The sequence below is a fragment of the Bacillus sp. JS genome (genome assembly GCF_000259365.1).
GTDB lineage: Bacteria > Bacillota > Bacilli > Bacillales > Bacillaceae > Bacillus > Bacillus stercoris.
In genome coordinates this window covers 1,054,516-1,077,421 of record NC_017743.1, presented here as the reverse complement: position 1 = coordinate 1,077,421, position 22,906 = coordinate 1,054,516, and the positions used below count along the sequence as shown (strand labels likewise).

Here is a 22,906-nt window from a genome sequence, read left to right as displayed (position 1 = left end):
TTACGTTGAAATAAAACGGCCGCCATTCACATGAATGGTCTGCCCTGTCATATAGGAAGATTCGTCAGACGCCAGCAGAACATAGGCGCCCGCATGCTCAACCGGCTGTCCCGGTCTTCCCATTGGGGTATCCAAGCCATGCTGTTTCACTTTTTCCTCAGGGAATGTCGCCGGAATAAGCGGTGTCCAAATCGGACCGGGCGCCACCGCATTCACTCTGATGCCTTTATCCGCAAGCGACATCGCCATGGACCGCGTAAAGGAGACAATCGCACCTTTTGTGCTGGAATAATCAATTAACGCCGTATCTCCTTCATAAGCGGTAATCGACGTCGTATTAATAATGGCACTCCCCTCTCGCAAGTGAGGCAAAGCTTTCTTCGTCATATGAAACATGGAAAAAATATTTGTGCGAAAGGTTTTTTCCAGCTGTTCTGTTGAAATATTGAGAATGCTGTCCTGGGGATGCTGTTCAGCGGCGTTGTTCACCAAGATATCTAGTTTGCCAAAATGGTCCACTGTTTGCTGCACAGCTTGTTCACAATGGTTCTCGTCCCCGACATCTCCCGGGATAAGCAGGCAGCGGACATTTTCCTTTTCGATCCGTTTACGTGTTTCCTCTGCGTCCGAATGCTCATCTAAGTAAAGAATTGAGATATCAGCCCCCTCTTTAGCAAACGCAATGGCTGCTGCTCTCCCTATCCCGCTGTCGCCTCCGGTAATGATCGCGACTTTTCCTTTCAATTTTCCGCTTCCTCGATAATCCTCGTCATCTGACAGGGGCAGCGGATTCATTTCTGATTCAATCCCCGGCTGTCTGTCCTGATGCTGGGGTTCTTGTCCTTCTGTTTGTCTGTCCATTGGGTTCACATTCATCACTCCTAGACATGTGGTTGATACTGAACGTTACCACACGACAGAAGTGAATAAACGCCAAAATATGCTATGAAAGAACTTCCTCAGGAATGGCACCTGTATATTTCGCTGACGGGCGGAAAATCATGTTGTTTTCTGCCTGTTCCAGCACATGGGCGCACCATCCCACCATTCGGCTTGCTGAAAAGGTCGGTGTAAACAATTCATCGTCAAAATCGATGGCCTTCATCACAGCAGCCGCATAAAATTCAACATTTGTGTACAGCTTTCGTCCCGGTTTGTAGATTTCAAGCAAACGAATCGCTTCTGCTTCTACATGGAGAGCGAGAGCGAGATCGCGGTCATTGCCGGCCACCTCTTCTGCTTTCTGTCTCAAAGCTTCTGCCCGCGGGTCTTTTGTTTTGTACACCCTGTGGCCGAATCCCATCAAGCGCTCTCCTTTTTCGAGTTTTTCTTTCAGATATGCTTCAGCATGTTCTTTTTCTCCAATGTCTTCAAGCATTTTTGTCACAGCAGAAGGGGCGCCTCCGTGGAGCGGGCCTTTCATCGTGCCAAGAGCAGCCGTGACGGCTGACACTAAATCACTTTCTGTAGATAAGGTAACCCGTGCCGAAAAAGTGGATGCGTTCATGCCGTGCTCCATGGCCAGAATCATATAGGTTTCAAGCGCTTTCTTTTTTGCCTCTGAAGGCTGTTCACCTGTGAGCATATAATAATAGTTTTCGACATGTCCGTACTGGGAAGAAGGTGTTATAGCTTGTTCACCGCGCGTCCATCTTTTTCTGTAGGCAATGATGGAGGGCGTGATTGCAATCAGCCGGATTGCTTCTTCTGTTTTCGGATGGAATGTGTACGTATTTTCCCCCAATGCTGACACAACCGTTCTCAGCACCGACATATCGTCCATGTTGTTTGGCAATGACTGAACCAAGCGCTCAATGTGTTCCGGAAGGTGCCGGTCCGCAGCCAGCTTATCTTTAAATACCTGCAATTCTTCAGCTGAAGGCAGTTTCCCAAATAAAATCAAATAAGCCGCTTCTTCAAAGCTATGATTCAGTGCGATGTCTTTTGCATGATGGCCTCTGTAAATTAGACGTCCTTTTTCACCATCAATATGGCTGATGGATGTTTCCACACATGTAATTCCCTTTAATCCGTAATGTACCATTTGTATTCCCCCTATCCTTTTCTGTTATTATAGTAAATATAATATTTAAAAAATAATGAATATTTTAAAGGAAATTAATTAAAAATATTAATCAGAGGGAGAATAGAAATGGATTTCAAATGGCTTCATACCTTTGTGACCGCTGCGAAATATGAAAACTTCCGAAAAACAGCTGAAACGCTTTTCTTATCTCAGCCCACTGTGACTGTGCATATCAAGCAATTAGAAAAAGAAATCAGCTGCAAGCTGTTTGAGCGAAAAGGCAGACAGATCCAGCTGACTGATGAAGGCAGGGCTTATTTACCGTATGCGCTCAGGCTTCTTGATGATTATGAAAACAGCATGGCAGAGCTTCACAGAGTGCGGCAAGGCTACTCTCAAACCTTACAGCTCGCGGTTTCTCCGCTTATTGCAGATACTGTGCTTCCTTCTGTCATGAAGCGGTACACAGCAATGAACACGGAAACAGAAATGGCGGTGACGATTTTCGAATCAGCGGAAATCGCGTCACTGATAAAAGCCGGGGAAGCTGATATCGGATTGAGCTGTCTAAAGGTACAGTCTTCCTCTTTAAGCTGCCACTGCCTTTATAAAGACCCTGTCGTCCTTGTTGCCCCGCCCGATCAGCGTTTCATAGAAGACAAAGAAATTGATGCCAAAGAGGTGCTCGAGCAATACCTGCTTTTGACCCACAATCATCCTGATTACTGGGACGACTTGCTCCGTCAAGTCAGAGTGACATTTCCATTTGTGAGGACAATGAAGGTTACACAAACACATATAACGAAACGGTTTATCAAGGAAGGACTCGGGGTTTCATTTCTGCCTTTATCTACAGTAAAGCGGGAGTTAGCAGAAAAACAGATGATCAGAATCCCTTATCAGTCTGCTCAGCTGCCCTATGCCGGCGCTTATGCAATCGCCCTTTATGAAAATAAGAAAGAAAAAAAATTCTTGGATTTTTTATCACATTTTCATTTTTAGGAGCAACCAAAATGAATGTGCTCCGTCTAATGAAAAAAACCCGTTCCAATGAACGGGTTTCCTCTAAAATTAGAATCTTTTCGCACCGAGGTAACGAGGCTTCCAGTAGCTGTTGTCCAGGCTGCTGATTTGTACGCCGTCAGATCCTGCATGAATGAAGCTGTTGTTTCCAATGTAAATCCCCATGTGAGAAGGGCCGGATTTATATGTTGTGAAGAAGACGAAGTCACCAACAGACGGGCTGGCAATGCTTTTCATAGAACTCCAGTATCCCGCAGTGCTTGTTCTGCCCACACTTGTTTGTTTATTCAGTACATACCAAATGAATCCGCTGCAGTCAAAGCCGGAAGTTGTCGTTCCGCCCCATTTATATGGCGTTCCGACTAACACTTTCGCATCAGAAACCAGCTTGCTCACATTCAGTGATGTAGTAGATGATGCTTTGCTGCTTGAAGATGATGAAGAAGAAGCAGGTTTGGAGCTGCTAGTGCTTGTTCCTTTCACCTTCAATACTTGGTTGACATAGATTACATCTGATTTTAAGCCGTTTAAGCTTTTTAATTTGCTAACCGTAGTGCCGTATTGTTTTGCGATTTTAGACAGACTGTCCCCGCGCTTCACTTTATAAGTGGAAGTTGATGACGTTGATACGCTCGATGAGCTGGAGCTGCTTGAACTTGATGAGCCTTTCAGTTTCAGGACTTGTCCAACACGAAGCAAGTCTGATTTTAAGCCATTCAGTTTTTTCAGTTCATTGACTGTCATGCCGTATTTTTTTGAAATTTTCCACAGGCTGTCTCCGCTCTTTACTTTGTACGTAGAAGAAGAGGAAGAAGAAGAACTGCTGCTTTTTGAACTTGTAGATTTGCCGTTAATCGATAAAGTCTGTCCCACATAAATAAAGTCTGAACGAAGGTGGTTCTCTGATTTAATTTTACTGATCGTTGTGTCGTATTTTCTTGAAAGATCCCATAACGTGTCGCCTTTTTTCACCTTAATGCTTTGTGCAGACGCCGCTCCTGCAAATAATGTCGATCCTAAAACAACTGCTGTCGTAGCTGTAATGATTTGCTTTTTCATATTTTCCTCCCCAAATGTTAACTCTCTATATATGTATCTCTTTTTTTTAATTAATCTTATTGGTTTCTATTATAAGGATAGATTCCCATTAGAAATAGTCTTGACTTCATGTGACAAATTTCTTAATTATTCGTTCTAAAAAAAAGTTTTTAAGGGTATTAAATATTTCATTTTCGTTGCAAAGGTGACAAAAAACGAGTGCTTTTGTCATGTTTTATGGGATGTTTTTCAACATAAAGGAAATAAATGAAAACTTTCGGGAGTCCACTCACTTATGGAAGAATGTGTGATAAAGAATATACGAGGAAAGCTGCGGTTATCCGCAGTTTTTTTATTTAAACAAACATATCATGCAAAGACAGAGAGGTAAAGATTTTTCTGAAAAAGGAATGCTTTGAACCAACTAAGGCAAAATAACGAAAGGACGTTTTTCATTTCCTTACAATGCTTTACTTAATGTTTACACGATCAACAGATGCATTTAACAAAATTTCCCTAACATGATAAACATAACACATTAAAGGAGGCATGCTAAAAATGAATTTGTTTCAAAATATGAAATTAAAACTTCTGCCAATCGCCGCTGTTTCAGTCCTTACAGCTGGAATCTTTGCCGGAGCCGAGCTGCAGCAAACCGAAACGGCAAGCGCCAAAAAACAAGACAAAGCTGAGATCAGAAATGTCATTGTGATGATAGGCGACGGCATGGGGACGTCTTACATAAACGCCTACCGTTCCCTGAAAAATAACGGTGAAACACCGAATAACCCGAAGTTGACTGAATTTGACCGGAATTTGACAGGCATGATGATGACGCATCCGGATGACCCTGATTATAATATTACAGATTCAGCAGCTGCCGGAACAGCATTAGCGACAGGCGTTAAGACATATAACAATGCAATTGGCGTCGATAAAAACGGAAAAAAAGTGAAATCTGTGCTTGAAGAGGCCAAACAACAAGGCAAGTCAACAGGTCTTGTTGCAACGTCTGAAATTAACCACGCCACCCCTGCCGCATATGGGGCCCACAATAAATCTCGGAAAAACATGGACCAAATCGCCAATAGCTATATGGATGACAAAATAAAAGGCAAACAAAAAATAGACGTTTTGCTGGGCGGCGGAAAATCGTATTTTAACCGCAAGGACAGAAACTTGACAAAGGAATTCAAACAAGCCGGCTACAGCTATGTGACTACTAAAGAAGCTCTGAAGAAAAATAAGGATCAGCAGGTGCTCGGGCTTTTCGCGGATGGAGGGCTTGCTAAAGCGCTTGATCGCGACAGCAAAACACCGTCTCTCAAAGACATGACGGTTTCAGCAATTGAACGCTTGAACCAAAATAAAAAAGGATTTTTCTTGATGGTCGAAGGCAGCCAAATTGACTGGGCGGCCCATGACAATGATACAGTAGGAGCCATGAGCGAGGTGAAAGACTTTGAACAGGCCTATAAAGCCGCGATTGAATTTGCGAAAAAAGACAAACATACACTTGTCATTGCAACTGCTGACCATACAACCGGCGGCTTTGCCATTGGCGCAAACGGCGAAAAGAATTGGCACGCGGAGCCGATTCTCTCCGCGAAAAAAACGCCTGAATTTATGGCCAAAAAAATCAGTGAAGGCAAACCGGTCAAAGATGTGCTCGCCCGCTATACAAATCTGAAAATTACATCAGAAGAAATCAAAAGTGTTGAAGCTGCTGCACAGGCTGACAAAAGCAAAGGCGCCTACAAAGCCATCATCAAGATTTTTAATACTCGCTCTAACAGCGGATGGACGAGTACCGATCACACCGGCGAACAAGTGCCGGTATACGCGTACGGTCCCGGAAAAGAAAAATTCCGCGGATTGATTAACAATACCGATCAGGCAAATATCATATTTAAGATTTTAAAAGCTGGAAAATAAAAAGGATGCAGAACGCTGCATCCTTTTTTTTATAAATACCTGCGGTGAACACCTTTTCCATCATACGAAAACATGACTTCCTTATCCTCAAGCACAGACTCAATGTGCACGCTTCTTCCCCAAAGCTGGAATAAATAAGGGAGCACTTTCTCCAAGTATTTCAAATCCAGCTCTATGCCCTCATACCAATGCTTAATATAGAGTTCGTTATTTTTCATATAATCGCCGTCGTTTACCGTCAAATATGGAAAGCCGCCATTTACCCGCATGCTTACGAGCTGGTCGCGCACCGACTTCCACTCTTTATCAATGATCTTATAATCTCTGCCCTGTTTTTGAAACAAATAAAGATCTTCGCGCATGACTAAGTCTTTGGTTAAATAATTGCGGATGAAAGAGATATCGGATTCAATCTCCCTGACCTCAAACATTTTCTCCCGACCGGAGTCAGGCTGCACGCCCATTTTCTTCATTTCCTCCGTCGGGTTGTTGTACCGCTCCTCAATGTCTTCAAATATTTTCAGCCCTAAATAATAAGGGTTAATGCCTGTTTTGGACGGCTGAACGACACCTGCATTCAGCTTGGCGAACTCGATCGCTTCATCAGAGGTTAAATCAAGCTCACGTATAATTCGCTGGTGCCAATAGGAAGCCCAGCCCTCATTCATAATCTTTGTTTCCAGCTGAGGCCAGAAATAAAGCATTTCCTCTCTCATCATCGTTAATATATCACGCTGCCATGGCTCCAGCTCCCGCGAATGCTCCTCGATAAAAAGCAGGATATCTTTTTCTGGCCGCGGCGGGAACGGTTTTTTCGATTTTTTCACTTGTTTTTTCGGTTTCTTTTCATCCAAAGACCATAAATCATCGTAAGGTGTGGCTGCCTCTTCAATCTCCTCTTCCTCATCATCCACACTCCATTGGAGCTTTGGGCGGACCAACGACGGATCGATATGCTCCTGAATCGCAAGGATCGCATCTAAAAATGACTCTACTTCTTTTATCCCGTGAACCTGTTCATAGTGTTTTATCCGTTCAGCCGTTGCCGCCATGCTTTCCACCATATCGCGCTTCGTGTTTTGGAAACGGCAGTTGTTTTTGAAGAAATCGCAATGGGCAAGAACGTGAGCGACAATCAATTTATTTTGGATCAGTGAGTTGCTGTCCAGCAAAAAAGCGTAGCATGGATCTGAGTTAATGACCAGCTCATAAATCTTGCTTAATCCCAGATCATAATGCAGCTTCATTTTGTGAAACTGCTTGCCAAAGCTCCAGTGGCTGAATCTTGTCGGCATCCCGTACGCGCCAAATGTATAAATAATTTCAGCCGGGCAGATTTCATATCTCATCGGGTAGAAATCAAGGCCGAATCCTTTTGCAATTTCGGTAATTTCCTCAATTGCCCGCTGTAATTCTTTCTTCTCCTCCGCGTTCAACCGAATCCCCCCTACTTGGACTTATCTATAATGTATGACCCCGCCAGACAAAAGATGATAGCCTCACTCTGGCTAGAAAAAAATTCCCCGGCACATTCAGTAGTTTGCTTATTGGATCAGTGGGTAAACACACACCATACTACGAAAAAAAGGAGCGATACCAATTGAATGTAGCAGACGTGCTTTCTTCTTATCTCAGTAAGCTGCCAAACGTAATTATTGCTTTACTTGTCTTATTAATAGGATGGGCTATCGCTAAAATCATTGAAAAAGCGGTATACAAAGGACTCAGCAAAACAAAAATCGATGACAAGCTCTTTGCCGGGAAAAAGCCTTCACGCTATTCCTCGGAAAAAGTCATAAGCAAAGTCGTTTATTTTATCGCATTGATCATCGTCTTTATTTTATTCTTTAACATTTTGCACCTGACAACAGTGGCATCACCATTTGTCAGTATGCTGTCGGCGATTGCAGCGGCGATCCCAAGCGTGCTGAAAGCCGGACTCATTCTGCTGGTAGGATGGGCTGCAGCCTCTGTTTTGAGCTTCCTTGTCAAAAAAATCGGGATGAAGCTGAACACGAGTGACAAACTGCGCAAGTGGAATTTGGTGTCTGAAGGAAAAGATATTCATCAGGCTGTCAATACCGCTTCACAAATTGTCTTTTATCTCGTGCTGCTTGTTTTCCTGCCAGGGGTCTTATCTTCTTTAAAAATAAGCGGCATTTCAGGCCCTTTTACAAATATGATGGAAAGCGTGCTCGCTTTTCTGCCGAAATTATTTGCAGCGGCGCTTATCGTATTAATCGGCTGGCTTGTTGCCCGCCTTGTACGTGATATCGTTACGAATTTCCTTGCAAGCATCGGCACGGAAAGATTCGCGGCACGTATGGGTTTATCCATTTACTTAAAAGATACAAGCCTTTCTGCAGTCATCGGAACAATCGCTTATGTGCTGATTATGATTCCGGTGGTCATTTCAGCGCTGGATCAGCTGAATGTCGCCGGCATTTCAAAACCGGCTGTCTCTATGCTGAATACGATTTTAAACATGCTTCCGAACATCATGATTGCCATCGTGCTTGTTTTAGCGGGTATGTGGGCAGGAAAATGGGTGAAATCCATGGTGTCCGGACTGCTCCATCGCGCAGGCTTTGATTCTGTCTTAGGAAAAATTGGCATGGAAGCCGGAACGTCTGCAAAGCTGTCCTTGTCTCAAGTTGTCGGTTTGATTGCGCAAATCATTGTCATTCTGCTGTTTACAGCCGAGGCGCTTCAAATTGTTCGGCTGCACTTCCTCGTAGAAATTGCGACTGGCATCATCGCGTATCTGCCGAATGTCCTTGTCGCCGTATTCATTCTCGGAATCGGCCTTTACGCCGGGGAATTGGTGCGGAAAGTGCTCGCAAGCATGATAAAAGGCAAGGAATTCAAATCTTTAGCGGCCATCGCTAAATACACCATTATCGCACTTGCTTTCTTTATGGCCCTGGATCAGCTTGGTGTCGCTGCGACAATTGTCAATTCCGCGTTCATCATCGTTCTTAGCGGCTTCGCACTCGCTTTTGGTTTATCCTTCGGCCTTGGCGGAAAAGATTTTGCATCACGTTATCTGTCTACATTTGAACGCAAAATGCAAAACACCGAAATTGAAAAAAACGGCCAAAACCAAAATCCGCCAAATGACATGTAAACAAAAGAACATGCACCCAGCAGGGTGCATGTTTTTTAATTCCTTTTTTTTCATTTTTCAATCGATTATGATAAGATATAGAAAATGTCTTATTCTGAGGTCTTATTATGAAGTTAACCAATTATACAGATTATTCATTAAGAGTGTTGATTTTTCTGGCTGCAGAGCGTCCCGGAGAACTTTCAAATATAAAGCAAATCGCTGAAACGTATTCTATTTCAAAAAATCATCTTATGAAAGTCATTTACAGGCTCGGCCAGCTCGGCTACGTAGAAACGATACGCGGACGAGGTGGCGGCATACGATTAGGCATGTCCCCTGAAGACATCAACATCGGTGAGGTTGTCAGAAAAACGGAGGACGATTTTAATATTGTTGAATGTTTTGATGCGAACAAGAATCTCTGCATTATTTCCCCGGTGTGCGGCTTAAAACATGTGCTTAATGAAGCGCTTTTGGCCTATCTTGCGGTTTTAGACAAATATACACTGCGCGACCTCGTCAAAAACAAAGAAGATATCATGAAGCTTTTAAAAATGAAGGAATAGATCCATGATTCCTTCTTTTTTTGTGCCCTTTTGCCCCTTTTGTATTAAGATAATATAGCTATTTTTTAAAAAAGGCAAAACGATAAGAAAAATGTGCCGATATAAAAAAGAAACAGCAAATTCAAAATCATTGGGGGAAAAAGGAGAGCTAAGATGAAAAAGAAATTAGCAGCAGGGCTGACAGCATCTGCGATTGTCGGCACAACTTTAGCAGTAACACCAGCTGAAGCAGCAACGATTAAGGTCAAAAGCGGAGATTCTTTATGGAAACTGGCCCAAACCTACAACACAAGTGTGGCGGCCCTCACATCCGCCAATCATCTTTCGACTACTGTTCTGTCGATCGGCCAGACGCTTACCATTCCTGGCAGCAATTCCGGCACTTCATCTACTTCAAGCTCAACAACCAAGAAGAGCGGAAGTTCTGTTTACACTGTGAAAAGCGGCGATTCACTTTGGCTGATCGCAAATGAGTATAAAATGACGGTGCAGGAACTGAAGAAATTAAACGGACTAAGCAGCGATTTGATTCGTGCGGGGCAGAAATTAAAGGTGTCCGGCACAGTTTCTTCAAGCTCTAGTTCCAGTACAAAAAGCAACTCTAATAAAAGCTCAAGCTCCAGTTCAAAAAGCAGTTCTAATAAGAGCTCAAGTTCTTCATCTGCTACGGGAACATATAAGGTGCAGCTTGGAGATTCACTTTGGAAAATTGCAAACAAAGTCAATATGTCCATTGCTGAATTGAAGGTCTTGAACAACTTAAAATCAGACACCATTTACGTGAATCAGGTGTTGAAAACAAAATCAAGCGGCTCTGATACGTCTTCCAAAGACACTTCATCCAAACCGAACCAAAATTCGGCAACAACGAAATATACTGTAAAAAGCGGTGATTCACTTTGGAAAATCGCAAACAACTATAACCTGACTGTACAGCAAATCCGAAATGTCAACAATCTGAAATCAGATGTGCTTTATGTTGGACAAGTACTGAAGCTGACAGGTAAAGCATCTTCAGGCACTTCATCATCGTCGTCTTCTTCGTCAAATGCAAGCTCAGGCACGACGACTACATACACGGTGAAAAGCGGTGATTCCTTGTGGGTGATTGCTCAGAAATTTAATGTAACAGCTCAGCAGATCCGGGAGAAAAACAATTTAAAAACGGATGTCTTGCAGGTTGGCCAAAAGCTGGTCATTACCGGAAAAGCATCATCATCGTCGTCTTCCTCCGGTTCTTCAAACACCACCATCTCAACGAGCGCGAAGATTAACACAATGATTGCCGCCGCTAAAGAGCAGATTGGGGTTCCGTATCGATGGGGAGGCACGACACCATCCGGGTTTGACTGCAGCGGATTCATTTACTATGTACTGAACAAAGTCACATCCGTATCTAGATTAACGGCAGCTGGATATTGGAACACAATGAAGCCCGTCAGCCAGCCTGCTGTCGGAGATTTCGTTTTCTTTACAACATATAAAGCCGGCCCTTCCCACGTTGGAGTTTACCTAGGAAACGGGGAATTCATAAATGCCAACGATTCCGGAGTTGTCATTTCCAATATGAACAACTCTTACTGGAAACAGCGCTATCTCGGTGCAAAACGATATTTCTAAAAACAGAAACTGTGCGGCCTTAACGGCTGTACAGTTTTTTATTAGAGCCTAAAGACGTTGATGCTGATCATATGATTTGTCACCGGATGAAAATAGACTTCGGCCCGAACAGAAAAAGTGTCATCTTTCTGTCTGACTGTCACCCGAAAGACATCTTTCGTCTGCTGATCATTCACCTCGGTCCGCCCCATATAAGCATAGTCAGAAAATGAAGCGCCCTTATATTCATCCTGAATTTTGCTCCAGGCAAGCTGTTCCCACTTTTGAACGGATTCGTTTGTGTCCGTTGAATGACCTTTTGCAGCCATTGACACGATGATCAATCCGCAAAAAAGAAGCGCGATGGTATACGGCAGAGATTTCATATTTACAGTCTCCTGTACCAAGAATATGTTCCCTCATAGGTTTACCAAAAGCGCTATCTTCATTCAGGCATTTTGATTTTATGTCTCCCTCATATTGCTACCCCTTTACTGCCGCAGACGCCAAGTTTTGCCCCGTCAATAACAGAGGATGCGGCATAAACTAATCATGAACTTCTCATCCAAGAAAGGAGAAGCGATTCATGGATTATGCCGATTATGATAAAGCGCTTTATTACACCCATCGTTCTCAATGGGATAATTTATTAATTTTAATGGTGCGTACAGAGGATGATTTGTTGTCAAAACGAATCGAGCATTTTCTGCATGCGTATCATTTTGAACAGGATTACGCCGTTTTAGAAAAGATGCTGTATTCCCTTCTCCGTTATATAGATCATGCCACAGAGCTGACTTATGAAGATCAATTAGCCCTGCTCACATAAACAAATCCCGGCGTTTAGACGCCGGGATTTCCTGCTTTTGCGAACATGCTGAGTTCTTCGACAAGCTCTTTTAAGCTTTCCTTAATATTTTCAGCCACTGTAGCATGTTCAACATCAATATGCACCGGATCAAGCACCAGCTGCTTCGGAATGACATTGGCGTAGACACCCCGCATCACAGTTCTCATATTGTTCAGCGCATTGATGCCGCCTTTTCCGCCCCCCGCCACTGCCAATAATGCAACGGGCTTATATTTGAATTGTTCACTGCTAAGAAAATCCAAGGCATTTTTTAAAGCGCCGCTCATGCCGCTGTGATATTCAGGCGATAATAATACAATCGCATCCGCTTTAGTAACGCGTTGCTTAAGCTCCTGTACCTGCAACAGCTCAGACTGATCCGCTTCACCATTAAAAATCGGCAATACAAACTCGCTAAGATCAATCAAATCCGTGTGATACAGTGCGGAAATATAGGATGCTGCAATTCTTGTTCTGCCATGTTTTCTTGGCGTGCCATTTATGACTAACATGTTCATTTCGAGATCTCTCCATTCAAGTTATATTTCACTGCGAAAAGCGCTGCTTGCGTGCGATCGGCCACTTCAAGTTTTGCTAACAGATTCGATACATGGGTTTTCACTGTTTTTTCTGAAATAAACAAGGCTGCTGCGATTTCTTTATTGCTTTTCCCGTTCGCGATTTCAGTCAGAACGTCTTTTTCCCTTCTTGTTAATTGATAATATTTTTCTTTTTCCGGGTCGTGCTGATTTTTCATATGTGTCAGCACATGGGGCATAATAGCTGAAGAAAGCTTGTATTCGCCAGCATGCACTTGTCTTAATGTTTTCACCAATTCCTCGGGCTCAGTATCCTTTAATTGATACGCCTTCGCACCTGCCTGAAGAGCGGGGATCACGTGCTCCTGATCAGAGTAGCTCGTTAGCACAATAATTTTAATCTTAGGAAATTGCTGTATTGCTTTTTTAATGGCTTGAATGCCATCCATCTCGGGCATGGACAGATCCATTAGAACAAGATCCGGCTTTGTCTCTTCGATGACGCGGAGAGCTTCTATTCCAGTTGCGGCTTCCCCGGCCACTTCAATATCATCCTGGGTGGCAAAGAAAAAACGCAGACCCTTTCTGACAACATGGTGGTCATCAGCAATGACAATTTTCATTCCGTCCCTCCTTTTTGGCTTGATAGCGGAAGCCTGATGGACAGCTTTGTTCCCGCTCCAAGCGCTGAATCAATCCGAAACTTCGCGCCGGCTTTTTCCGCTCGTTCTTTCATGCCCTTGATGCCAAGTGAAGGCAGACCGGCATGCGCTTCATAACAAAACCCCGCCCCATGATCGATAATATCCAGCTCCGCATGGCCCAAAGCAGCAGTCAGACTGACATACGCCGTATCTGTTCCGGCATGCTTTTTGCAGTTATTTAATGCTTCCTGTACGACACGCCATAGCATATGCTCCTGTTCATCAGTCAGAACAGGGCAGCCTTTTTGGGTAAACATGACCTTCAATCCAATAAGCGCGCCATAGCTTTTTATGGCTTCAGCCAGCCCTTTCTCCAATCCTCCAGGGCGAAGCTGCCAAATTAACGCTTTCATTTCCGCGAGGGCGTCCTGTGATAGGTTTTGAATGAAATCAATCATCTGCTGCAACTGCTCGTCTTTTGTTAGTGTCTTTGCAGCTTTGGCAGTTAAACTGACGGAAAACAGCATTTGATTGACAGAATCGTGAAGCTCCTGAGCGAGGCGGTTACGCTCCATTAAAAGAGCATTTTTTTGTTTATATTCGGAAAGCCTCATACGCTGGATTGCCGTTCCGATCTGAAAGGCGACAGACTCGAGTAAATGCAGCTCTTCCTCATCAAACATGGTTTTTCCGGCCGCCGCTACATTTAACAATCCGAATCTCCTGTCCCCGTCTTCTAAAGGCACAGTTGCATGATGCGTAATCCCTTCTGTGTCAAAACAATGCAGTTCTTCGGCTGATTCGATGCGTTTGCAGTTCATGATATTAGCAGCCCTTCTAAGCCCTCCGTTATTGAATTTTGTCAGGCAGTAACACTCCCCTTCGCACATCAGCACTTTTTCCCTGCGGCTTAAAGCGGGAGGCAGAAAAGCGTCGGCCGCTAACGTATAGGATCCATCTTCTTCGATCAGAAAAATCCATCCGGATTGAAGATTTGTCAGACTCAGCAATTCCTTTAAAACCTCATCTAGTGTTGCATTGATATCGTGTCCTTGATTTAAGGTTTCCGCAATCGTTTTCAGCGTTTTTAATTTCTCCATCCTCGTTTTGCTCACGTTTCTCACTCCGGCATTAATCTTGTATTTAAGATTATACCAGTTTTTTGTATTTCATTACTTCGTATGTGGAATGATTTTCTTTCAGACTTTTGGATGAGAAAAAGAAAAAACCGGATCATTTACAATGATCCGGCTGATAGTTTAATTATTTTTTCGTTGACTCAACAATTTCATCTACCGTTTTCATTACATCCTCAGAAAGGGCGGCAAGACGCTTTTCACTGTCTTCCAAAGATGACCCTTTTACGGCGAAATAGAATTTCACTTTTGGCTCTGTTCCAGAAGGACGAAGACAGAACCAAGACCCGTCTTCCAGGAAGTATTTCAGCACATTTGATTTTGGCAAGTCGATGGCTTCTTCTTTGTTTTCAGTCAGAAGCGTCCGTTTGCTTACAGCGTAATCTTCTGCTGTAACAACCTGTTTGCCGGCCATTTTCTGCGGCGGATTTTTTCTGAAGGAAGCAAGTATCGCTTCAATTTGCTCTGCCCCTTGTTTTCCTTTCAGTGTCAGAGATTTCAGCCCTTCACGATAAAAACCATACTCGTTAAAGAGATTGATAAGGGCTTCATATAATGACATTCCCTGCTTTTTATAAAACGCGCAAACTTCAACTGCCAAAAGCGCAGCCTGAATGGCGTCCTTATCGCGGGCAAAATCGCCGATTAAATAACCGTAGCTCTCTTCATAACCGAATTGGAAGGTATACTGGCCTGATGCCTCGTATTCCTTGATCTTTTCACCGATAAACTTGAAGCCTGTCAGCGTATCAATCGTATCAAGGCCGAATGATGAAGCTACGGCACGGCCGATTTCGCTTGTGACAATCGTTTTGAGAACAACACCGTTATTTGGCAGGATGCCTTGTTTTTTCTTTTCAGAAAGCAGGTAATGAAGCAGCAGCGCTCCGGTTTGGTTTCCTGTCAGCACTGTATATTTGCCTTGATCGTCTTTCACCGCGATGCCGAGGCGGTCAGCATCAGGGTCTGTCGCAATGAGAATATCTGCATGCTGCTCCTCCCCAAGCTTAATGGCATATTCGAATGCCGCATGCTCTTCCGGGTTTGGCGATGTAACAGTGGAAAAGTTTGGATCAGGCAGTTCCTGTTCTTTGACTACCGTTACATTTTTGTAGCCGAGCGCTTCAAGGCCGCGTCTGACCGGTTTATTCGCAGTTCCATGCAGCGGTGTGAAAACAACCTTTACATCTACTTCTTTTGATAATTCAGGATGGACAGAAATGGACGTCAGTTTTTCTGTATAAACTTTATCAATGTCTTCACCGATGATCTTGATTAAGCCTTTTTCTTTTAACGCATTTTCTTCGTCCACTGTGATTGTCAGCTCATTTTCAATCGCGTTTACCTGTTCAATGACGATGTCCGCTTCCTTCGGAGGCAGCTGGCCGCCATCATCACCGTATACTTTGTAGCCGTTATATTCAGGCGGGTTATGGCTTGCTGTTACCACAATCCCTCCATAAGCGTTTAGCTGTCTGACAGCGAATGACAGCTCTGGCGTCGGGCGAAGCTCATCAAAAACGTATGTTTGGATGCCTTGTGTCGCAAGTGTTTTTGCCGCTTCCATCGCAAATTCCGGCGATTTATGGCGAGAATCATAAGCAATGACAACGCCCCGTTTTTTTGCTTCCTCACCCTGCTTCGAGATGTATGCCGCAAACCCAGCTGATGCTTTGCGCACAGTGTAAATATTCATCCGATTCGTCCCAGCGCCGATTTCTCCGCGCATTCCGCCGGTACCGAATTCAAGGTCTTTATAGAAACAGTCCTCAAGAGCCTGTTCATTCCCCTCTAATTCAGTGAGGCGCTCTTTTAATTCCGGATCTAAATGTTCTGTTTGTTTCCAGCGTTCATAGCTCTTTCTCCAAGTCATGTTCGTCCTCCTATGTATCAGCTTATGCCATTATTTTATATGAAGCGGGTGCCTCTGTCACTTGATAACCTGAGATCTGGCACTTTCGGCACGTAAAAAGAAATAACGGGCTGCAGACAGCCCGTATTGTTTATTGTTCAAGCGGCACAACCGCATCGTGTAAAAGCATGTTGAGGTTTTCTGTATGTTTGTTTTTCGTCTGCTCATCCCATTGGAATCGCTCGCTCATAAAATCAATAACGGCATCTTTATATGTTCTTACCCAATTGATATCAAAGAATAAACGTCCCGTTCTGCGGACAAAGAAGTCTGCAGGGGTTGCAGTCATCTCTTCTTCTATACTGTATTCTGCCTCAGCAAGAATATGAACCGGAATGTTGCGTTTCGCGGCCTCATCTTTCAGCGCTTCTATCCGGTCAAAGACGCGATCTACGTTAGAGCCGTATCTGATCGCCAGCTGTTTTGCGTCTTTTTCTGATAAACCGGCTGCAATTCCTTCTTTTGTTTTCGCGGTAACGAAGGACATGAGATTTTTCGAACCGCCGACGTGCCCGCCTGAGATTGGCATGTTTTTCGTTTTACATGGGCCAAAATCCTTTGCGCCTTCTTCTTTTAAGCGGTCACGCACAAGATCAACGATGTGCTCCGCCATTTTTCTGTATCCAGTCAGTTTTCCGCCGGCAATGGTGATCAAGCCTGAGTCAGATGTCCAAATCTCGTCTTTCCGTGAAATTTCAGAAGGATCTTTGCCTTCTTCATGAATCAGCGGACGCAGCCCTGCCCAGCTGGATTCGATGTCATTCGCAGTGATATTCAGTTCCGGGAACATATAATTGATTGAATTGATGACATAATCACGATCCTCCGTTGTCATCCGCGGATGCTCCAGCGCCTCTTTGTAAACAGTGTCTGTTGTTCCCACGTATGTTTTGCCTTCACGAGGAATCGCAAATACCATCCGGCCATCAGGTGTATCAAAATATACAGCCTGTTTGAGCGGAAAGACAGACTGGTCAAATACAAGGTGAATGCCTTTTGTATGCTGCAAATGCTTTCCGTTTTTCGAATGGTCTTTTTCTCTGAGCTGATCGACCCAAGGACCTGTCGCATTGACAATTTTTTTCGCATACACTTTATATTCTTTCTTTGTCAGCACATCTTCCATTAATACGCCGACGGCTTTGCCTTTTTCGTAAAGAAGCTCCTTCACTTTGGAGTAATTCACAGGTTCTGCCCCGAATTTCACCGCTTCCTTCATGACTTCGATTGTCAGTCTCGCGTCGTCAGTGCGGTATTCCACATAGTACCCGCCGCCTTTTAAGCCGTCTTTTTTCACCAAAGGCTCTTTTTGCAGCGTTTCTTTTGCTGAAAGCATGCTTCTTCGTTCTGACTTTTTCACACCTGCAAGGAAGTCATACACTCGTAACCCGATGGATGTTGTAAATGAACCGAATGTGCCGCCTTTATGAAACGGCAGCAGCATCCATTCCGGTGTAGTGACATGCGGACCGTTTTCATACACAATCGCCCGCTCTTTCCCTACCTCAGCGACCATTTTCACTTCAAATTGCTTTAAATAGCGCAAGCCGCCATGTACCAGCTTCGTTGATCGGCTTGATGTCCCCGCCGCAAAGTCCTGCATTTCGCTTAGTGCGACCTTCATACCCCTTGATGCCGCGTCAAGAGCTGTTCCCGCTCCTGTAATTCCTCCTCCGATAATAAATAGATCATATGTTTTTTTCGTCATGTCTGTCAGCATGCGATCTCTTTCAAGACTTGAAAATTGATGTTTCATCATTACGTTTCCTCCTTGTTGTCACGGTAAATAGAAAAAGAGACCACAACAGCCAAAGTGCATGCTTACACTTTGGTGCTGTGGTCTCTCCTCGTCTCAGGACCGTTCTTATTAACTTGTAACCATTATACCATAGTATTGCATTATTTAAAAGCCATAGCTGCTTTCACGGCTTTTTGCCAGCCTTTATACAGCTCATTTCGTTTTTCTTCTTCTAATTCAGGTTCAAACCGTTTATCCAGATTCCACTGGTTCGCGATTTCAGAACGGTCCTTCCAGAATCCCACAGCGATACCTGCCAAATAAGCCGCGCCAAGTGCAGTCGTTTCATTAATTTCCGGACGCTCCACAGGAACATTCAGCAGATCTCCCTGGAACTGCATCAGGAAATTGTTTTTCACAGCTCCTCCGTCTACACGAAGCGTCTTTAATGAAATGTTTGAATCTGCTTCCATTGCGTCAAGCACATCTTTTGTCTGATAAGCCAATGACTCCAGTGTCGCACGGATAAAGTGCTCTTTTGTTGTCCCTCTTGTCAGGCCGAAAACCGAACCGCGCACATCGCTGTCCCAGTAAGGCGTTCCCAGTCCGACAAATGCCGGAACGACATACACGCCGTCAGTTGAATCTACTTTTTCTGCATAAGATTCGCTTAGCGATGAATCCTGGAACATTCTCAATCCGTCTCTAAGCCACTGGATGGCAGAGCCTGCGACAAAAATGCTTCCTTCTAACGCATAGTTCACTTTTCCGTCAATGCCCCAAGCGATTGTCGTCAAAAGCCCGTGTTCGGACTTAATTGCTTTTTCCCCGGTATTCATCAGCATGAAACATCCAGTGCCGTATGTGTTTTTTCCCATGCCTTCTTCAAAGCACGCTTGGCCGAACAATGCGGACTGCTGGTCGCCTGCCGCTCCCGCAATCGGGATATTTTTTCCGAAGAAATGATAATCAACAGTCTCCGCATACACATGGGAAGACGGCTTCACTTCAGGGAGCATGGATTTCGGTATGCCTAAAATGTCGAGCAGTTCATCGTCCCATTTTAAATCGTAAATATTAAACATCAGCGTTCTGGAGGCATTGGAGTAATCGGTCACATGCGCTTTTCCGCCTGACATTTTCCAAATGAGCCATGTATCAATCGTTCCGAACAGCAGCTCGCCTTTTTCCGCTTTTTCTCTTGCGCCTTCCACATTATCTAAAATCCACTTCACCTTCGTGCCGGAGAAGTATGGATCGATTAAAAGCCCAGTTTTTTCTCTGAATTTATCATTATATCCTTTTTCACGAAGTTGCTCACAAATGCCGGACGTCTGTCTGGACTGCCAAACAATTGCATTATAGACAGGACTGCCTGTATCTTTATCCCACACAACCGTCGTCTCGCGCTGGTTCGTGATGCCGATGCCCGCAATTTGAGAAGCGCTGATTCCTGATTCAGAGATGACTGACGCGATAACCGCGAGCACAGAGCCCCAAATTTCATTGGCATTATGCTCAACCCAGCCAGGATTCGGGAAGTATTGTGTAAATTCCTTTTGAGCGGAGTGAACGATTTTGCCTTCTTTATTAAACAGAATCGCTCTTGAACTTGTTGTCCCCTGATCTAAGGATAAAATGTACGTTTCCATAAGATGTCTCCCCTTTGATTAAATATATTTTGAATTTGATAATGTTTTAGCAGAATGTGATTTCGTATAGACATAGAGTCCTAACAATACCACAACCAATATAACGCTTACAATCCAGAAACTGCTCGTGATGTGCCCTTTAAATGCAGCGTTGTAAAATACGCCCCCGAACGATCCGCCTAAAATCGGGCCGAATACCGGAACCCATGCGTATTTCCAGTTTGATGAGCCCTTTCCCGGAATCGGAAGAAATGCGTGGGCGATCCGCGGACCTAAGTCACGCGCAGGATTAATGGCATAGCCGGTGGTGCCCCCTAGAGAAATACCGATCGCTACAATGAGGAAACCGACGATTAAAGGATTAAGTCCTTCTGTAAATTGATTTGCCCCAATGGCCAAGATTCCAAGCACAAGGACAAATGTCCCAATCACTTCGCTTAAAACGTTTGCAAATGTATGCGGAATGCTTGGTCCTGTTGAGAAAACACCCAGCTTGGCAGCGGGATCATCTGTTGACTTCCAATGCGGCAGGTAATGCAGATAAATAATCACCGCACCGATGATCGCTCCGATCATTTGCGCCGCAATATAAACCGGAACCTCTTTCCATGGAAAATCCCCAACAAATGCAAGCGCTATCGTTAGCGCCGGATTCAAATGGGCGCCGCTGATACCGCCTACCGCGTAAGCCGCCATGGCAACACCCAATCCCCATCCAAATACAACAACAATCCAGCCAGACTGGAATGAAAGCGATTTCTTTAAATTGACACCTGCACAAACACCTGCACCAAAAATAATAAGCAGCATCGTACCGATGACTTCTCCCCAAAATGCTGTCATAGCACATTCCTCCTAAAGTCACGATTAAAAAGCATGATAGAGAAGAAGAGAATAAAAAAACCACAACAAACCGCTTTACGGGTGCATAAACATTTGCCGTAAAGAGCTGCTGTGGTCTCCGAGTTCTCCATCACAATGTATTAACCTAGTGCAATTGTATCAGTGTATGAAAGCGGTGTCAATCACTTTCTGTCAAAAAGTTTTCATATTTTTTCCACAATTTGGTATTGGATGTTGTGACAGCTACAGCCCCCGCTTTCAATGCCTGCTCTACATCCTCTTCCGTACGGATGAAGCCGCCGGCAAAGATGGGAATCCCCGTTTTCTCCTTTATTTCCTGAATGAGTGACGGAACGATGCCGGGAAGCACTTCGATGAAGTCAGGCTTATGTTTGCCGATAAACTCCATACTTTTCTCCATCGCGCTTGTATCAAGCAAAAACAGGCGTTGAATGGCATAAATTTTCTTCTGCTTCGCTTTGGCAATCACGTTCGATCTTGTTGAAATAATCCCAGCGGGCTTGATATCCTGACATATAAATTCCGCTCCGTATTCGTCATGCTTAATCCCTTGAATGAGATCGACGTGCACCATCATGTTCTTTCCATGCTTTTGCGCTTCTCTGATCACGCCCTTCAGCTGGCCGAGATGAATATCAAGAATAACACCGTAAGAGAATGAACTGTTCAAAAACTCATCAAATTGCTTCATATTGCGAATAGCCGGTAAGATCGGCTGGTTGTGAAAACTCATCATGTGCTCCTTTAATCAATCACTTTTATATTATATCGTTTGAAAGCTTTCTTTCACCGTTTTCACGATAAAGGAAAGGTCCTCTTCTGTCAGGCAAAATGGCGGTGCGAGCTGGATGACGTTGTTGTAGCCGGCAACTGTATCTCCGTTTTTGCCGATAATCAGCCCTTTTTCTTTGCATGCCGCAACCACTTGATTTACTTTGTCAGCATCAGCCGGCTCTTTGGTTAATTTATCTTTGACGAGTTCGATTCCGATCAGCAGCCCTTTTCCTCTGACGTCTCCGACTGCCGGGTGTTCTCTCAGAGCTTGAAGCTCACCTAAAAGCTTTGCTCCAAGATCGCGTGAGCGCTGAATCAGCTGTTCGTCCTCCATAATTTGCAGGTTTTTCAATGCCAAGGCACAGGCAGCCGGGCTTCCGCCGAACGTGTTCACGTGGCGGAAACGGTCATAAGGAGCTTCTCCCTGATACGCTTCGAAAATGTCCCGTTTCACAGCAGTAGCTGACAATGGCAGGTACGCGCTTGTGATCCCCTTCGCCATCGTAATGATATCAGGCTTCACGCCGTAGTGCATAAACCCGAACGGCTCGCCTGTCCGTCCAAATCCGCAGATCACTTCATCGCAAATCAAAAGAGCTCCGTGGCGCCGGCAAATGTCCTCCACCTTCTTCATATATCCGTCCGGCGGCATTAGGATGCCTCCGCCTGTAATGATGGGCTCCATAATGACCCCAGCAATCGTTTCGCTTAATTCCCATGTCATGATGCGGTCGATTTCATTTGCGCTTTCAAGCGTATCAGCATCATCAGGATTCCGGTATATATCCGGCGGAGCTGCATGCAGGAACCCTTGGCTTAAAGGCTCGTATTTATATTTCCGCTGCGCCTGTCCGGTAGCTGAGAGCGCTCCCAATGTATTGCCGTGGTATGCCCGATATCTTGAGATGAATTTATAACGGCTGTGATCGCCATTTTGCAGATGGTACTGGCGGGCAATTTTAAAAGCAGTTTCGTTAGCTTCCGATCCGCTGTTGGAAAAAAAGATCACATAATCGCCGCCAAGCCATTCATTCAGCTTTTCCGCCAGTTGAATTGCGGGTGCGTGACTTTGCGTTAACGGGTAATAAGGCAGCTCCTTTAATTGCTCATAGGCAGCCTCCGCAAGCTCCTTTCTGCCGTAACCAATATTGACGCACCACAAACCGGACATCGCATCCAAATAGCGTCGTCCGTCTATGTCGGTTACCCAGGCCCCCTCAGCCTTCTGGGCAATCAGGCTTTCCGCTTGATGCGCTCCCTTCATGGCATGCCACACAAATTGCTCATCTTTTTGCTTTAATCCCTGATTTTGCTGAATGTTTTCCATCCCCATCATCTCCATTTCATTAGCGTACCCTAAAATGCCAATTCATTGAAACAGACCTTCTCTTTATGTGATGTCTTGGTGATGATTTCCCTGCCTTCAATATAAAGCCAGACGGGGTCAGAGTCAATAAACCTTGTGAATAATAAAACGTCCTCTTTCCTCATGAAGAAAGAG

20 protein-coding genes are annotated in these 22,906 nt (G+C 44.4%); 6 read left to right on the top strand and 14 right to left on the bottom strand.

Annotation, left to right across the window (positions count from 1 at the left end; all coding sequences use genetic code 11):
• Positions 1 to 870 carry an SDR family oxidoreductase gene (locus tag MY9_RS05375; RefSeq protein ID WP_014663350.1) on the bottom strand — a complete coding sequence of 290 codons (870 nt, stop codon included), beginning with the start codon at positions 868 to 870 and terminating at the stop codon, positions 1 to 3.
• A gap of 73 nt (positions 871 to 943) precedes the next feature.
• Positions 944 to 2,044, bottom strand: coding sequence for a citrate synthase CitA (citA, locus tag MY9_RS05370; protein ID WP_014663349.1), 1,101 nt, complete (start codon positions 2,042 to 2,044; stop codon positions 944 to 946).
• 108 nt (positions 2,045 to 2,152) lie between these two features.
• Here citA and citR point away from each other — a divergent pair, with 108 nt between their 5' ends.
• Positions 2,153 to 3,028, top strand: coding sequence for a transcriptional regulator CitR (gene citR / locus MY9_RS05365; protein ID WP_014663348.1), 876 nt, complete (start codon positions 2,153 to 2,155; stop codon positions 3,026 to 3,028).
• A 69-nt stretch (positions 3,029 to 3,097) separates the two neighbouring features.
• On the opposite strand, the gene lytE is transcribed toward citR, so the two are convergent.
• Positions 3,098 to 4,108 carry a peptidoglycan endopeptidase LytE gene (gene lytE, locus MY9_RS05360; protein ID WP_014663347.1) on the bottom strand — a complete coding sequence of 337 codons (1,011 nt, stop codon included), beginning with the start codon at positions 4,106 to 4,108 and terminating at the stop codon, positions 3,098 to 3,100.
• Positions 4,109 to 4,636: 528 nt separating this feature from the next.
• Between lytE and phoA the strand changes: the two genes are divergently transcribed.
• On the top strand, positions 4,637 to 6,022 hold the full coding sequence (gene phoA / locus MY9_RS05355; RefSeq protein WP_081483605.1) for an alkaline phosphatase PhoA: 1,386 nt from the start codon (positions 4,637 to 4,639) through the stop codon (positions 6,020 to 6,022).
• Positions 6,023 to 6,051: 29 nt separating this feature from the next.
• Here the strand turns inward: phoA and spoVR are convergent, their stop codons facing one another.
• The gene (gene spoVR, locus MY9_RS05350) at positions 6,052 to 7,458 is read right to left on the bottom strand and encodes a stage V sporulation protein SpoVR (protein ID WP_014663345.1); all 1,407 of its coding nucleotides are present in this window, start codon (positions 7,456 to 7,458) and stop codon (positions 6,052 to 6,054) included.
• 164 nt (positions 7,459 to 7,622) lie between these two features.
• Between spoVR and MY9_RS05345 the strand changes: the two genes are divergently transcribed.
• The 3 genes from MY9_RS05345 (at position 7,623) to lytF (ending at position 11,317) form a co-directional block, all read left to right on the top strand.
• On the top strand, positions 7,623 to 9,149 hold the full coding sequence (locus MY9_RS05345) for a mechanosensitive ion channel (RefSeq protein ID WP_014663344.1): 1,527 nt from the start codon (positions 7,623 to 7,625) through the stop codon (positions 9,147 to 9,149).
• Between the two features lie 107 nt (positions 9,150 to 9,256).
• Positions 9,257 to 9,697, top strand: a complete 441-nt coding sequence (gene nsrR / locus MY9_RS05340) for a nitric oxide-sensing transcriptional repressor NsrR (protein ID WP_014663343.1) — start codon at positions 9,257 to 9,259, stop codon at positions 9,695 to 9,697.
• Between the two features lie 153 nt (positions 9,698 to 9,850).
• Positions 9,851 to 11,317, top strand: coding sequence for a peptidoglycan endopeptidase LytF (lytF, locus tag MY9_RS05335; protein WP_014663342.1), 1,467 nt, complete (start codon positions 9,851 to 9,853; stop codon positions 11,315 to 11,317).
• 41 nt (positions 11,318 to 11,358) lie between these two features.
• Here the strand turns inward: lytF and MY9_RS05330 are convergent, their stop codons facing one another.
• On the bottom strand, positions 11,359 to 11,682 hold the full coding sequence (locus MY9_RS05330; protein ID WP_014476269.1) for a YqzG/YhdC family protein: 324 nt from the start codon (positions 11,680 to 11,682) through the stop codon (positions 11,359 to 11,361).
• A 200-nt stretch (positions 11,683 to 11,882) separates the two neighbouring features.
• On the opposite strand from MY9_RS05330, the gene MY9_RS05325 reads away from it, so the two are divergent.
• The gene (locus MY9_RS05325) at positions 11,883 to 12,125 is read left to right on the top strand and encodes a YhdB family protein (protein ID WP_003224139.1); all 243 of its coding nucleotides are present in this window, start codon (positions 11,883 to 11,885) and stop codon (positions 12,123 to 12,125) included.
• Between the two features lie 14 nt (positions 12,126 to 12,139).
• On the opposite strand, the gene yhdA is transcribed toward MY9_RS05325, so the two are convergent.
• From yhdA to MY9_RS05280, 9 genes are all read right to left on the bottom strand, one after another.
• Complete coding sequence (gene yhdA, locus MY9_RS05320) at positions 12,140 to 12,664, bottom strand: FMN-dependent NADPH-azoreductase (RefSeq protein WP_014663341.1); 525 nt, start codon at positions 12,662 to 12,664, stop codon at positions 12,140 to 12,142.
• On the bottom strand, positions 12,661 to 13,308 hold the full coding sequence (gene yhcZ, locus MY9_RS05315) for a two-component system response regulator YhcZ (RefSeq protein ID WP_014663340.1): 648 nt from the start codon (positions 13,306 to 13,308) through the stop codon (positions 12,661 to 12,663). Before yhcZ ends, yhdA begins: the two co-directional genes overlap by 4 nt.
• Positions 13,305 to 14,444, bottom strand: a complete 1,140-nt coding sequence (yhcY, locus tag MY9_RS05310; protein WP_014663339.1) for a two-component system sensor histidine kinase YhcY — start codon at positions 14,442 to 14,444, stop codon at positions 13,305 to 13,307. Before yhcY ends, yhcZ begins: the two co-directional genes overlap by 4 nt.
• A 148-nt stretch (positions 14,445 to 14,592) precedes the next feature.
• Positions 14,593 to 16,338 (bottom strand): phosphoglucomutase, encoded by a 1,746-nt coding sequence (gene pgcA / locus MY9_RS05305; RefSeq protein ID WP_014663338.1) that lies wholly within the window; start codon positions 16,336 to 16,338, stop codon positions 14,593 to 14,595.
• 130 nt (positions 16,339 to 16,468) lie between these two features.
• Positions 16,469 to 18,136, bottom strand: a complete 1,668-nt coding sequence (glpD, locus tag MY9_RS05300; protein WP_014663337.1) for a glycerol-3-phosphate dehydrogenase — start codon at positions 18,134 to 18,136, stop codon at positions 16,469 to 16,471.
• A gap of 140 nt (positions 18,137 to 18,276) precedes the next feature.
• A complete protein-coding gene (glpK, locus tag MY9_RS05295) occupies positions 18,277 to 19,767 on the bottom strand; it encodes a glycerol kinase GlpK (RefSeq protein ID WP_014663336.1) in 1,491 nt (496 codons plus the stop codon).
• A gap of 18 nt (positions 19,768 to 19,785) precedes the next feature.
• On the bottom strand, positions 19,786 to 20,610 hold the full coding sequence (gene glpF, locus MY9_RS05290; RefSeq protein ID WP_014663335.1) for a glycerol uptake facilitator protein GlpF: 825 nt from the start codon (positions 20,608 to 20,610) through the stop codon (positions 19,786 to 19,788).
• A 178-nt stretch (positions 20,611 to 20,788) separates the two neighbouring features.
• Positions 20,789 to 21,367, bottom strand: coding sequence for a glycerol uptake operon antiterminator GlpP (gene glpP / locus MY9_RS05285; RefSeq protein WP_014663334.1), 579 nt, complete (start codon positions 21,365 to 21,367; stop codon positions 20,789 to 20,791).
• A gap of 27 nt (positions 21,368 to 21,394) precedes the next feature.
• The gene (locus tag MY9_RS05280) at positions 21,395 to 22,747 is read right to left on the bottom strand and encodes an aspartate aminotransferase family protein (protein WP_014663333.1); all 1,353 of its coding nucleotides are present in this window, start codon (positions 22,745 to 22,747) and stop codon (positions 21,395 to 21,397) included.
• Positions 22,748 to 22,906: the final 159 nt, after the last annotated feature.

Bases quoted from the DNA above. Each gene is read 5' to 3' on its own strand.
- glpF (WP_014663335.1), bottom strand. From the start codon at position 20,610: ATGACAGCATTTTGGGGAGAAGTCATCGGTACGATGCTGCTTATTATT.
- lytF (WP_014663342.1), top strand. From the start codon at position 9,851: ATGAAAAAGAAATTAGCAGCAGGGCTGACAGCATCTGCGATTGTCGGC.
- yhdA (WP_014663341.1), bottom strand. From the start codon at position 12,664: ATGAACATGTTAGTCATAAATGGCACGCCAAGAAAACATGGCAGAACA.
- pgcA (WP_014663338.1), bottom strand. From the start codon at position 16,338: ATGACTTGGAGAAAGAGCTATGAACGCTGGAAACAAACAGAACATTTA.
- nsrR (WP_014663343.1), top strand. From the start codon at position 9,257: ATGAAGTTAACCAATTATACAGATTATTCATTAAGAGTGTTGATTTTT.
- glpD (WP_014663337.1), bottom strand. From the start codon at position 18,136: ATGATGAAACATCAATTTTCAAGTCTTGAAAGAGATCGCATGCTGACA.
- MY9_RS05325 (WP_003224139.1), top strand. From the start codon at position 11,883: ATGGATTATGCCGATTATGATAAAGCGCTTTATTACACCCATCGTTCT.
- glpK (WP_014663336.1), bottom strand. From the start codon at position 19,767: ATGGAAACGTACATTTTATCCTTAGATCAGGGGACAACAAGTTCAAGA.
- glpP (WP_014663334.1), bottom strand. From the start codon at position 21,367: ATGATGAGTTTTCACAACCAGCCGATCTTACCGGCTATTCGCAATATG.
- lytE (WP_014663347.1), bottom strand. From the start codon at position 4,108: ATGAAAAAGCAAATCATTACAGCTACGACAGCAGTTGTTTTAGGATCG.
- citR (WP_014663348.1), top strand. From the start codon at position 2,153: ATGGATTTCAAATGGCTTCATACCTTTGTGACCGCTGCGAAATATGAA.
- citA (WP_014663349.1), bottom strand. From the start codon at position 2,044: ATGGTACATTACGGATTAAAGGGAATTACATGTGTGGAAACATCCATC.
- yhcZ (WP_014663340.1), bottom strand. From the start codon at position 13,308: ATGAAAATTGTCATTGCTGATGACCACCATGTTGTCAGAAAGGGTCTG.
- MY9_RS05330 (WP_014476269.1), bottom strand. From the start codon at position 11,682: ATGAAATCTCTGCCGTATACCATCGCGCTTCTTTTTTGCGGATTGATC.
- phoA (WP_081483605.1), top strand. From the start codon at position 4,637: ATGCTAAAAATGAATTTGTTTCAAAATATGAAATTAAAACTTCTGCCA.
- MY9_RS05280 (WP_014663333.1), bottom strand. From the start codon at position 22,747: ATGGAGATGATGGGGATGGAAAACATTCAGCAAAATCAGGGATTAAAG.